Source organism: Lactobacillus melliventris (assembly GCF_042679465.1).
Lineage (GTDB): Bacteria > Bacillota > Bacilli > Lactobacillales > Lactobacillaceae > Lactobacillus > Lactobacillus melliventris.
This window is the reverse complement of the sequence record NZ_JBHTMT010000006.1, coordinates 33,038-45,285: the sequence shown is the minus strand read 5'-3', so window position 1 is coordinate 45,285 and position 12,248 is coordinate 33,038. Positions and strand designations below refer to the sequence as shown.

The following is a 12,248-nucleotide window of genomic DNA, read 5'->3' as shown; positions in this document are numbered from 1 at the left end:
TGAGTCCCCCTGTTTAATGAATTGGTTTGCGGTGCGGAGTTCCCGCCTGCCGCGGATACTTCTTAGGCGTAGCCTGCACTTTTTCTATCAGAATCAAAGTGCGCTCTTCGATACTTCGAGGTAATTTTAATTCTTTAACTGCAATGACCTTACCACCTAAAACTTTTAAGGCTTTCTGAGCTGATTTCAATTCGTCTTCAGCTTTTGGTCCCTTGAGAGCAATGAAATTGCCATTTTCTTTAATTAACGGCAAACAATACTCACTTAAAACGGCCATGTTAGCAACAGCACGGGCAGTCACAACATCAAATTGTTCCCGATATTGTTTATTTTGCCCTACATCTTCGGCACGGCCATGAACCAAGGTAACATTTTTTAAATTTAACTGGGTGATCAAACCCTGTAAAAAATTCAACCGTTTGCCCAGAGAATCAACGATTGTAACCTTTAATTCAGGCAGCATAATCTTTAAAGGAATAGAAGGAAAACCGGCGCCGGCACCAACATCACATAAAGTATCAGCCGCTTTTAATACTGAACCAAATGTGAAAAGAGGTGTGATACTATCCCAAAAATGCTTTAGATAAACCTCATCTTTTTCTGTTATCCGCGTAAGATTAACTTTTTTATTAGTCTCAATCAGACTGGTAAAGTATTGGTTAAATTGGTTGATTTGTTTTTCATTTAATTTAAAATTACGTTTTGATAATTCTTGGACGAACTGTTCAGGATTCATTTTTCACCCGTGAAACCTTGTTTCACACCCTTTAAATTTAACGCTAAAATTGGCTTAATGTAAAGTCAATGCATCCCTTTAATTATGAAATATTTTTCGACTGTCGTCAAAGTCTAAACGCATAAATTAAGCTATAATATCGTCAAAGGAGATAAATATGATTGTTACTTTAATTGTACTGGCTTATTTGACACTAAAAACCTACAAAGGATTCCAAACGGGCTTCACCAGATTAATTATTAATTTGATTTTTGCTGCCATTGTCTTCATTACAGCTATTCTGTTTCAAAATCCTGTTGGCAATTGGCTTTACAGTCAGATCACCGGGCAAAATATTCAAACCACTTTAACTCCCGGAACTAACTTAATGCTCTTTCGTTTTTTGGCATTCTTCATCATTGTCTTTTTGGGCAAAATGGTTGTTAAGATTTTTAAAGGCTGGGTACCTAATAAAAATCCCCATGCGACTAACTTTGGCAATTTACTAGATAGTGTTTTAGGTGCTGTCGTCTCTTTTTTTGCCAGTTATTTCTTCGTTTACATTATCCTGTCAATGCTTAATGCTTTGCAAAATCCGTGGTTTATCCAGCAAACTTTAGACTCATCATTTATTCGTTTCATCATTTATAACACACCTGGCTTATCCAACGGGTTATTTAACAGTATCTTTAGTATCAGCAGAACTGCTGCTTAAATTGAATAAAATAGTCATCAGCGTTTAAACTTGTTAGTTTAGACGCTGTTTTTGTTTAAGCAATTAGCAAAAGTTTACTTCGATCTTTAACTAAAATAATTTGAGTAATTATGTTATATACACTTCTACTAATAATAGAAATCCACATAATTTTTTGGCATATATTTGCCATTTGTTGTAGTAAACTTGTTATGAAGGTATTTTGAATAAGAAAAATTAGGAGGATAAATTGAAGAGTAAATTAACCTTAAAGAAAATTGTAACTCTTTCTGCAGCAATTATTCTTGCAACACCTGTTTTCAGTAACAATCTGACTAAAACAGTTAACGCAGAAACGGAAGCTCAAAATAAACAATTAAAGCAGGACCATAATCAAGTAAATAAAGAGTCTGAGACGCAAAAGCCGCAAGAAGGCCAAAAGACAGACAAAGAAACAGATACGACCGAAACCAATGTCCCGGCTGCCGCGACTCAGAATAACAAGCCTGCTAATACCACTGCAAAAAAAGTCAAAACTTTCAAAGTAGCAATTGTTAAAAAGAATTATGGTATTTATCTTGATAATTTTACCAAGAAGAAAGCAGCCAAGAATTATTTTCACCAAACATTTAATGTCAATAAAAAATTCACCCACAACGGTAAAACATATTATTGGCTTAACAAAAAGGGCAAGAAATCAATTGGCTATATTAATAAAAAAGCCGTAGCTACTCCTAATCAAGCTAAAACAATTGAGAAGACGCCATATGTCAGTCAATATGTTCCTGTTAAAACCCCGTGGGGCTGTGCAGGAGCCTCAATGGCGATGCTGTTAGGTTCCCAGGGACAGAAAATTACCACTAGTTTGCTTACAAAAATTCAAAATAATTTACCAATGCAGCCAGTTAAAGGCGGACAAAAGGGAAATGTTTACACTGGCGTCGGTTTTGGCTATGTAATTAGCCCCGGTGCCCTAGCTAAATACGCCCGGACTTTTAAAAAGGGCAAAAAGATCATTAATATCTCCAGTAAAAAACTAACAGTTGATGATCTTAAGATGTATATTCAGGCTGGCAAGCCAGTTTTATACTATGGCTTTTCTTCATATCAAAAAGCTGGCGACTACAAGCGCAATCACTGCAAAGTTATCACCGGCTACAAAAAAGGCAAGTTCTTGGTTTATGATCCACTCTATTACTCCAAGTTTGATAAAGCGGGTACTGGTGGCAAGAACATGAATTATGATCATGGTGCAATTGCCTGGGTACCAGAGAGTGCTATTCAAGCAGAATTTTGCCACAAAGCCCTCTCGTTCAAATAATAAACTTACTTATAAATTTAAAAGTAAAAAAGTGCCTTAGAGGCACTTTTTTTATTACTTTTGAAAGTTATCATACTCAACGTGTTCATCGTTATAAACAAAAACTGCGCCAATGCGGTCAGGATCATCATGCCAACCAGCAACCGGCTTACCAGCAAAAAACAATCTCTTACATTCGATTTCGGCTTCAACTGAATACTTAGTAAAAGTAGTCACGCCAGCCAAATCAGTTTCAACCGGATAACCAGTTCGCGGATCAATTAAATGGTGATACTTATGACCGTCAACTTCTAGATAACGTTCGTAAGTTCCGCTGGTAACTGCAGAACATTCCGGTACCATCACCGAAGCAATATTATTGCCACGAGACTCTTTTGGATCCTGTACTCCTACTGACCACTGACCACTAGTCCTTTTAGGTGAGTCGCCAACAAGTAAAATGTTACCACCCAGATTAATAATTCCGGCATGAACTCCGTAAGCCCGCCAGTAATCTTTAATACGGTCAGCAATCCAGCCTTTAGCAATACCGCCTAAATCTAATTCCATGCCCTCTTTTTGCAAAAAAATGGTTTGATCAGCATCGTTTAGGTCAACTTTAAACGGATCAATCAGTGCCATTCTTTCCTTAATTTGCTCAGCAGTAGGAACGTGAGCGTTTTTAAAACCAATTGCCCATAACTTGACAACCGGGCCTATCAGAGCATTGAAGCCAAAATTTTCCCGACTTTTTTCTACCGCCAATTTAACCAAATCATAGGTACCGCTTGAAACTTGAACAGGGTGCTTACCTGCAGCATGATTAACATCCATTACTTCTGATTCATCACGATTAACTGTCAATAAGTCTTCATAATGGTCGATCAAAGCAAAGGAATCATTAATCACGCTTTTATCACGAGCACCAAAAACCTGTAAAGTGATTGCTGTACCCAAGGCATGATGCTGTCCTACTTCTTGTTCTATAGCCAAATTTTTAATCATTATTTTATCCCTAATTTTCCAAATAGTTCTTTCTTATTTTCTCTTGCATTTGCTGGTCAATTCCTAGCTGGTTAGCAATATAGGAATCAATTCCACCAAAATCCTCATTGATGGTAATCAAGCTGGTATCAAAATACGCGTTGGCAACTGAACCTAAAATACGCATGTTGGCCCGAAATTTATCATTTTCACCGGCCTTTTTAAATCGGGCATCGCGAACTTTACGGTAATCGTTGAGCATTATATTGGAATAAAGGTAATCCTGGCGAATTGTTTCTAAATCCACGCCTAAAATATAAAGCAGTATTACTGTGACTAATCCCGTTCTATCCTTACCTTCTGAACAATGATATAAAACTGCACCATCAGTCGTAGCAGCAACTAAACTAACAATTTGATGAATATTATTCTGAGAAAATTGATTACTGATATGATCATGATATCTTTGACACATCATATAAAAGCCGGCATATTGATCCTTGCGGTATTGCTCAAATTCCCTGCTCATATCCAAACCCTTACCACCGGTATTATCATCAGCCGATAAGGGGAATTCATAATGAGCAACGCCCTGAATGCTTTTATCAGAATTAGCTTTGCATTCTGCCGGAGAGCGCAAATCAATAATTTTAGTCAGACCATAATTAAGTAAAAACTGTTCATCTTCTGGCGTTATTTTACTTATGTTACCAGTGCGTAGTAAGCGATGAAACTTAATCTGATGTCCGTTAAAGCCAATATAGCCACCCAAATCACGCGGATTACGAACAGATTTTACAGGTAAAATGACAGGTTCAGTCATGCCAACTTCCTTTCAAAAAAATAACCGGATAGGATACCCCCTATCCGGTTATTTTACTCTCTGCCAGTTAATCTAGCAAAAGTTTATTTATGTGCTTGCTCAACAAACTTAAAGAAGTTGTCCATCATACCATCTAATTGCTTGATAGTTGCTTCATCAGTCAATTCACCAGTTTCTTTGTTGAATTTATCTGGAGCTTGACCAATTAAAACTTCATTACCTGGTAAAACATTTGCACTCATATCAGGTGAAAGTAAAATTTCACGCATATCTTCTTGGGCACGACCAGTACCTTGTGAACCATATGATGCACCAGCAATAGCAACGGGCTTCATTTTCATAACGTTAGGGCCAGCGTGTGAGCCTAACCATTCAAGACTGCTCTTTAAAGCAGCCGGAATTGTATGATCATATTCTGGAGTAGTAATTACAATACCATCAGCACTCTTAACGTCTTCGATCCAAGCCTTGATAGTATCATCAGCCATTTCTGTTCTGCAGAAAGGTGTCAATTTGTCGACTTCTTTAACTTCAATATCTGCTTTATCACTATAATGCTTGGCAATAAATTGTGCTAAAAAGCGATTATATGAAAAAGGTGCATTTGTACCAACAATTGCTAATATTTTCATTCTCAGCCCTCCTATTTAGTTACTTGTGCGTACCAACTATCAACTTCATCGAAAAAGTGATCTAAGAATTTAACGGTTTCTTCATCTTTCAAGTCACCATTATCGTCAAATTGAGTTGGTGCAACACCCATCATGAATTCATCACCATTGAAGACCTTAGCGCCAAAACCAGGTGCTAAAAACAGACTCTTCAAACGACTTTGTGAACGAGACGCACCTTGTGGCATTGGTGAAGTTGAAACAATAGCAACTGGCTTACCCTTAAATGGGTGAGTTACACAAGATAACCACTCAAGCGCGCTACTCAAAGCACTGGTAACAGAGTGTTGTTGTTCAGGAGAACCAATTAATACCAAGTCGGCATCTTCAATTTCTTTACTCAAGGCTTGGACTGCTTCTGGGGCATCTTCACCTTCTTTAAACATTGGCAACCCTTTAACTGTTGTCAGCTTAAAATCATACCTATCGGCAAAACGCTTAGAAATAAATTTAAGCAATGCCTCATTAAATGAATTTTTGGCATTTGAGCCAGATAATGCAAGGATTTTCATAAAAACCACCTTTCAGGAAACTAATTTCACTGTTAATTATAGCATATCCGTATCTTTTTAACATGTTCCTGATTTCAGATAGCTTTAATAATTTAATACTTTCGTATAGCTTATCCTGCTTACACTATGTAAGTAGTAAAAACTATTTCGGGGCTTTAATTGTATTTTTCTTCTGTCTTAAACAGAGAAACATTACTTTTCTTGCTGAGCCAGTCGTTTAAAATTGCATCATTAATTTGTGCCTTTAAAACGTTGATAATTTGTGTTTGGGAAAAAGTCGCAATTTTATTAACTATTAATGAAGCAATTCCACAAGTAGTTATCCAGTTAGCAATAATAATACTTCTGATTTTTTCTGCAGAATACTTACTATCCGGAAATTGATCTTTAAATTTCTCAGTTCCAAAATCTATTAAAGTATCAGCGATTATTTCATTGCCACACTTACCTTCAACAAACATTGCTTTGAAGAGATTCTCTTGTTCTTGGGCAAAATCAATATACGATAAATCCATATCAATCAATGGTTCAGCAATATAGCTTTTCTGTAAAATTTTATTCTTTAAGTTGTCCGCAATTTTACGCAAAACCTCTTGGCGCAAATCTTCCATACTATCAAATTCAAGATATAAAGGCTGAGTAGAGAAATGGCCAGCCTTAGCAATGCTGCGGGCCGTTAAGCTTTCAACTCCATCCTTAACAACCATTTTATAAGCAATATTTAAGATCTTACTTTTTCCTATTTCTTTTTTTCTAGCCATTTTGATTTTTTCCTTGATTAAGTTTAAACGTATTTTTTAGACCAGCTTCTAGAACTGGTATTGCCGCCGGTGAAATATATTTAAGCACACAAATGTAATGAGCAGTTAATCCTCATTATTCAAAAATTCATCATAATAAGTTGAAACCATATCACTTAATTCTTCTTTACTTAAGCCTTGAGCTGCACAAAATGAAAAGAAAGCAGCTGATAGAATATAGCCACGCTCAGAATCATCTGTTAGATTATCCGAAAAAGCCATATTAATGCTATGGTTCTGGTAGTCGGTTGTTAATTCAATAGATTTGTCTTCAGGAATATCGTTCATCATTATACCTCTAGATAAAAAGCTTTATTTAGCAAAAATTTAGTATTACACTATTAAGCTATAAAACAAAAAGCCTGCCAAATAAAAACATCAAATAAAATATTTTAGTCAGTTTAACGTAGAATCCATCTCTCAATCAATTCTTCAAACAGCTTAAAAATTAATAATTTTATTTTTAATTACTTATGTTATTTTTATTAAAATAACATCTTTTTACTATCATTAAGAATAGTAAATTTAAAAGTACTTTGTCAAGAACAAAGTCCTTTTTTCTAACACAAAAGAATAAAGGATTTCTCTAATTTTTAATAAGCGGTTTCAATTAATAACAATAATTAGAATTAGTTAAAAAATTACAAATAAAAAAATTACTACTGATAGAACAGTTTAGTTGCTTTAACATTTTTTTAAAAAACAATGCTTGTGGTTATTTTATTCTTAAAAATTAACAATTAATTCTTTCGTTTGATTTTTCCATCCATCATTTCATAAATGTGATCTGCGTATTGTTCTAGCCGCGGGTCATGTGTGACTAGCAAGACGGCTTTGTGATAATCTTTAGCTAATTTTTTAAACAATCGCCCTACTTCAGCCACATTCTCACTGTCAAGAGAAGCGGTAGGTTCATCGGCCAGCAAAATTTGCGGGTCAGCATAAAGAGCACGAGCAATAGCTGCACGCTGCTGTTGTCCACCTGATAGTTCATTAGGATATTTATTAATTAAAGAACTAATTTTCAGCTGCTTGAGTAATTCTTGCAATTTGGCAGCACTGATATTGCCCTCTTTTTTTACCTTATTAACTAATTCAAATTGCTCTTTAATTTTTAGAAACGGTACTAAGTTATAAGCCTGCAGTACAAAACCAAGTTGCGTTAGTCGTAAACGGTCACTTTCTCTGGTAGAAATATGCGCAATGTCCTGACCACCAACAATAACTTTGCCCGCAGTCGGTTTTTGCAAAGAGCCGGCAATTGTTAAAAAAGTGCTTTTACCAGCTCCTGACGGGCCCATAATTAATACCACTTCACCTAGGTTTGCCTTAAAATTAATGTTTTTTAACGCAACGACTTGTGCAGCCCCTGTACCATAAACTTTTTGAACATTCTTTAATTCAATAATTGCCATGCTATTCACCTATCGCCTGTGCTGGATCTACTTTTAATATTGATCTGACTGGAATTAAGCTGCCGATAATTGCAGTTACCAATAAGCCGATTGTTCCGGTCAAAATAATTTGGGGTGTAAAACTAATCGGAACAGCGGGCGGTAAAACCTTGACTGTTATCATTGTGGCTATCAATCCGATAATTAAACCTGCAAGTACTAATATCAATGCCTGACTAATAGTTGCTTTAACTAATGTACTGCTGGGAATCCCCTGTGCACGCATAACCGCATAGTTATGCAATTTCTGCATCGTTAAAATATAGAGGAAAACTGCAATTATAATTAACGAAATAACATATAAAAAACCAATCATTAATTCAAAAGTCATATTTTGGGCAGTGTACCCCGGAAGTTTTTTAATAAACTGGTCAATGGGATAGGTCTTACAGTTTTGATAATTATATTTATAATCCGGATTACGAGACACTATTGCCGAAGCACGCAAGGTTGGCATTCCCTGACGTAATTTTTTCCAAGACTGCAGCGTGCCATAAATAATTGGAGCAATATTGATTTTAGCATTTTTAACAAAGCCGACAATGCGGTACTTTTTAGTAGAACCGTTTAGCGCTAATTTATCACCTAACCGGTAACCCTTGGTTTTAAACGCCTGATCAACAGTTACTTCATAATTCTTTTTTGCTCTTCTACCTGCAATCAGTTCCTGATCATGATAAATAAACTGCTCCCTTTTAATTCCGATGAACTGTGCTGAAATTTGTGGTCGCTTTGAGTTTTTGACTACTACCGGAATTTGTCCTACTAGAGCTTCATCTTTAGTCAATGCGTCTTTTTTTAAGTCATTTTTTGTTAAAATCGATTGACTCATACTGACATTGGCATTTTTGTTTAAAACTACTTTCTGTGCATTCCAAGATTCTAGTGCCTGTGTATTTTCGCTGGCCAACCCTGTTGCCAGTGCTGACAAAATAAATATCAAATAACTAATCAAAAAAATCATTAAAATAATTAAGCCATAACGAAGTTTTTCTCTTTTTATTTCTTTAATTGCTAAAAACATTAATTTTTTCCTTTGTTTAACAGTTCCAAACTTGCCTTCAAGCGCGTCATAATAGCTGCTTTTTGTTCTGGATTCTCAAGAACCATCCTAATAGCTGCATGACTAAGTACCATGGCACTCCAATTTTGGGGATCTAATGCGAGCAGTATTTTTGACGGAAAATGATGATCAAATGTATGCTCGTTATACAAAATATGCATTTTAATTAATCCTGCATATGTACTTTCTTTTGTTTCATCTAAGAAATGAGTTACATTATCGTAATACTGCTGGGCTTGAAATTGCGGCAATATTTTCACTGGTGAATGAACAGTTTTCAGAGCTAAATCATACATATAGTGATAAGCATCATTCAAATCCGTAAAATACTTATAAAAAGCGCCACGCGCAATCCCAGTCTCCTTAACTATTCGCGCTACCTGCGCTTTTGCCAAAGGATATTGACTGAATTCTTTCAGTAATGCACTTTCAATTTTTTGCTTTTTATCTAGTGGCAAGTTAATAAAAGTTGACTTAGTCATATTCCAGTTCACCTCCTGTTTCCTCTTAGTGACACCGTGTCACTTAAAAAGAATAATTCACTTATGATTAATCGTCAATTATAATGCTCAATTAATTGCAGCCAGCAAAAAAGACCTCTTTTTGAGGCCTCTTGCTTTTTATTCTAGTGTCAAAATACGATTATAATAGTTTACCCGCGGAATGCCACTGCGGTAAGAAACTTTTGCTAACGCACAATTGTCCATAGTTTCAAAGAAGTTCATATCACCTTGCGTAAAATAATGAGCAAACATCATTCTGATAAGGGTGCCATGACAAAATACCAAAACTTTTTTAGTTAAATAGTTCTTTTTCATATCAGCTAAAAAGCTGCCGCATCTTTCATCTAATGACGCAAATGATTCACCACTAGGTGCATATTTGATGTAAGCAGCAGCGGCCTTACCCCAAGGATCAATTGCGTCAGGATATTTTTGTCCTAATTCGGAAAGAAATTTACCATCCCACTCGCCAAAATTAATTTCTGTTAACCTCTGATCAATTTTAATTTCTTTTTGTCCCTTAGTGAAAATTTTAGCGGTAGTCAAAGATCTCTTTAAGGGACTTGAAAAGACCACGTCAAAACCAGAAGGATCAAAATTAGCAGCAGCTCTTTCAGCACTTGCACGGCCAACCTCATCCAAATCATGATCATAGACTGAGCCTTGAATTCGGCCAGTTTTATTTAAATCAGTTTGACCATGACGAACAAAAACAATTTCCATAATAACCTCACATTTCTATGTCGTAAATATATTCTTTTACTCTAAATTCTTCAGCGCCGCCTAAAATCATACTCTGTCCGAAATATGTAAGTATTGTCGGTACTAATATTTGGTACAAAATTAAAGCCAAAATCATGAAAGTCCTGCAATTGCTGCGGCTTACTCAATTGCTTTTCCGCAATATAACGCACCATTTCTCCACGCGCCATTTTGGCATGTACACCAACTGTCTTCCACTGACCATTTTTCTTTTCTTGAAAATCAATGCTAATCATTTGTCTGTTATTTGCTACAAAGGGCGTAATATTGCGCGAATATTCTTTTGAAGCTAAATTAATTAACACTTGATCTTCATTAAAAAGATTATCAGCGATTGTTGAACCCCAAAATTGGTACAAGTTGGGCTGACTAAACCCCCAAACTTTATTTTTCATTTCTAAGCGGTAGGGCCATACACCGTCAAAAGGTCGTAAAACACCATACAGTCCCGATAATATCCGTACATTATCTTGTAAATAAGATAGAGCAGGAGCAGTAAACAGGTCAGCAGCCATGTATTGATATTGAATACCAGAATACGAAATAACGGCTGGAGTTAGATTATCCTTTTGGTTTAAATTAAGTTCCTTAATTTGTTTTTGGCCTTCCTTGGTCGTGCGTTCACTTGACTGCCAAATTTTTTGCAATTCGTTAAAACTACAATTTTTTAAAAAAGCAGCTAGTTCTTGAGCTTGGGCTAAAAACTGCGGCTGCGACTTAGCAGGAAAAGATTCGCGGTCGACTATCATCTTCATCGCTGGTGAAATAATAATTTTCATCTTTACCACCTTTTGGGTTAAACTTATTACTGATATTTACTAGAGGAGAAAAATTAATGAATCCTGATTTTGCCATCGTATTAAATTTTAAACTAAAAAATGCTAAAGGTGTAGACGCTGATTTTTTAGTAAAAACTGCACGCAATATTGGTGCTCGCGCTGTTGCTGCTGATGCATTTAAAACTGACTTTGCAAAAGCCTGCAAAAAGTATACTATTGCTTTAGTCACTACTGAACCCATTCAAGCTAACTATGAATTATCTGCCGCGAATGTGGTAGAGCAACTAGTTTTGCAGCGCAAAGCAGGACAACAAGCAGTAATTGATATTCCTATCACAGATGACGGCAATTTACTGGCAGAAACTAAAGCACTGCTTACGCAAATCAATAACTGGATGCATCTGTTTGGTCATGCCTTTAATGAAGGCGAGCCGTGTCATCTTACTATCAGCAATGTTAATGAAGATAATGGCTTTGTGTTGCAAAATAGACACATGCACTTTCAGAAGTATATCTTTATCAAGGCCCCCTTGCCTGAAATAATAAAAATTCACGGCTTGACCAATAAACCTAACCGCATTGAAATGGTTGCCCAAAGAACTGAACTTGATTTCACTTTTGCTGATAACCAATTGACTATCAACTTAAAAAATGCACCTAAAAGTGATTTTACCTGGCAAGTGATCAGGATTCAAGAGCATCGGCCAGAAGACGATATTAAAGCAACAAAGTTTTAAAAGTTAAAAGCTGGGTTGAAGAGTAACAAAATCTTCAACCCTGCTTTTTCATTTAAGATATTCTAATACTTGGCCAATATTTTCTTCTTTTTTATCCTCCGGCATATTCTGATTATTTAGAATTTCAATTGCATGCTGCAGCAATGAATAAATTTGTTTATCATCATTACTGTCAATAATTAAGATAACTTATTTTAAAGTATGATTCCAAGTTTGAAGTATCTTTCTCTTCTAAAGCCTTTTTAATTAAAAACCTAAAAATAGCCTTCATATTACGAGTCTTTTTACGTTTTTCCTGTTTTTTGTCATAAACAGGCAAAAATAGTGCAATACAAACAGCTGCAATTTCGGCAAATGCTGTCACTCATTCTGACAAAGGTCCTATACTAATAGTCTCGCCTCCACAATTATTATACAAGTATTGGTTAAAAGCAAAACGAGATTTTTTACT

At 35.8% G+C, this 12,248-nt stretch carries 15 protein-coding genes; 3 read left to right on the top strand and 12 right to left on the bottom strand.

Going from position 1 to position 12,248, the window contains the following annotated elements:
• Positions 1–13: 13 nt before the first annotated feature.
• Positions 14–736 carry a 16S rRNA (guanine(527)-N(7))-methyltransferase RsmG gene (rsmG, locus tag ACFQ32_RS07475; protein ID WP_046324234.1) on the bottom strand — a complete coding sequence of 241 codons (723 nt, stop codon included), beginning with the start codon at positions 734–736 and terminating at the stop codon, positions 14–16.
• A 157-nt stretch (positions 737–893) separates the two neighbouring features.
• Between rsmG and ACFQ32_RS07470 the strand changes: the two genes are divergently transcribed.
• The gene (locus ACFQ32_RS07470; protein ID WP_046324233.1) at positions 894–1,430 is read left to right on the top strand and encodes a CvpA family protein; all 537 of its coding nucleotides are present in this window, start codon (positions 894–896) and stop codon (positions 1,428–1,430) included.
• A gap of 229 nt (positions 1,431–1,659) precedes the next feature.
• The gene (locus ACFQ32_RS07465) at positions 1,660–2,730 is read left to right on the top strand and encodes a C39 family peptidase (protein ID WP_052724614.1); all 1,071 of its coding nucleotides are present in this window, start codon (positions 1,660–1,662) and stop codon (positions 2,728–2,730) included.
• 54 nt (positions 2,731–2,784) lie between these two features.
• Here the strand turns inward: ACFQ32_RS07465 and ACFQ32_RS07460 are convergent, their stop codons facing one another.
• From ACFQ32_RS07460 to yaaA, 11 genes are all read right to left on the bottom strand, one after another.
• The gene (locus tag ACFQ32_RS07460) at positions 2,785–3,714 is read right to left on the bottom strand and encodes an FAD:protein FMN transferase (protein WP_046324232.1); all 930 of its coding nucleotides are present in this window, start codon (positions 3,712–3,714) and stop codon (positions 2,785–2,787) included.
• Positions 3,715–3,724: 10 nt separating this feature from the next.
• Positions 3,725–4,516 (bottom strand): tyrosine-protein phosphatase, encoded by a 792-nt coding sequence (locus tag ACFQ32_RS07455; protein ID WP_046324231.1) that lies wholly within the window; start codon positions 4,514–4,516, stop codon positions 3,725–3,727.
• Positions 4,517–4,599: 83 nt separating this feature from the next.
• Positions 4,600–5,148 (bottom strand): NADPH-dependent FMN reductase, encoded by a 549-nt coding sequence (locus ACFQ32_RS07450; protein WP_046324230.1) that lies wholly within the window; start codon positions 5,146–5,148, stop codon positions 4,600–4,602.
• A gap of 11 nt (positions 5,149–5,159) precedes the next feature.
• Positions 5,160–5,699 (bottom strand): NADPH-dependent FMN reductase, encoded by a 540-nt coding sequence (locus ACFQ32_RS07445; RefSeq protein ID WP_046324229.1) that lies wholly within the window; start codon positions 5,697–5,699, stop codon positions 5,160–5,162.
• A 155-nt stretch (positions 5,700–5,854) separates the two neighbouring features.
• On the bottom strand, positions 5,855–6,460 hold the full coding sequence (locus ACFQ32_RS07440) for a TetR/AcrR family transcriptional regulator (RefSeq protein WP_046324228.1): 606 nt from the start codon (positions 6,458–6,460) through the stop codon (positions 5,855–5,857).
• Positions 6,461–6,565: 105 nt separating this feature from the next.
• Positions 6,566–6,787, bottom strand: coding sequence for a hypothetical protein (locus ACFQ32_RS07435; protein WP_046324227.1), 222 nt, complete (start codon positions 6,785–6,787; stop codon positions 6,566–6,568).
• A gap of 452 nt (positions 6,788–7,239) precedes the next feature.
• Positions 7,240–7,914: an ABC transporter ATP-binding protein gene (locus tag ACFQ32_RS07430; RefSeq protein ID WP_046324226.1), complete on the bottom strand. Its 675-nt coding sequence runs from the start codon at positions 7,912–7,914 to the stop codon at positions 7,240–7,242.
• Position 7,915: 1 nt separating this feature from the next.
• The gene (locus ACFQ32_RS07425; protein WP_046324225.1) at positions 7,916–8,977 is read right to left on the bottom strand and encodes an ABC transporter permease; all 1,062 of its coding nucleotides are present in this window, start codon (positions 8,975–8,977) and stop codon (positions 7,916–7,918) included.
• Positions 8,977–9,498 carry a TetR/AcrR family transcriptional regulator gene (locus ACFQ32_RS07420; RefSeq protein ID WP_046324224.1) on the bottom strand — a complete coding sequence of 174 codons (522 nt, stop codon included), beginning with the start codon at positions 9,496–9,498 and terminating at the stop codon, positions 8,977–8,979. Before ACFQ32_RS07420 ends, ACFQ32_RS07425 begins: the two co-directional genes overlap by 1 nt.
• Before the next feature lie 138 nt (positions 9,499–9,636).
• On the bottom strand, positions 9,637–10,242 hold the full coding sequence (locus ACFQ32_RS07415; protein WP_046324223.1) for a histidine phosphatase family protein: 606 nt from the start codon (positions 10,240–10,242) through the stop codon (positions 9,637–9,639).
• A 50-nt stretch (positions 10,243–10,292) separates the two neighbouring features.
• On the bottom strand, positions 10,293–11,060 hold the full coding sequence (gene yaaA / locus ACFQ32_RS07410) for a peroxide stress protein YaaA (protein ID WP_046324222.1): 768 nt from the start codon (positions 11,058–11,060) through the stop codon (positions 10,293–10,295).
• Positions 11,061–11,116: 56 nt separating this feature from the next.
• Between yaaA and ACFQ32_RS07405 the strand changes: the two genes are divergently transcribed.
• Positions 11,117–11,797 carry a hypothetical protein gene (locus tag ACFQ32_RS07405; RefSeq protein WP_046324221.1) on the top strand — a complete coding sequence of 227 codons (681 nt, stop codon included), beginning with the start codon at positions 11,117–11,119 and terminating at the stop codon, positions 11,795–11,797.
• Positions 11,798–12,248: the final 451 nt, after the last annotated feature.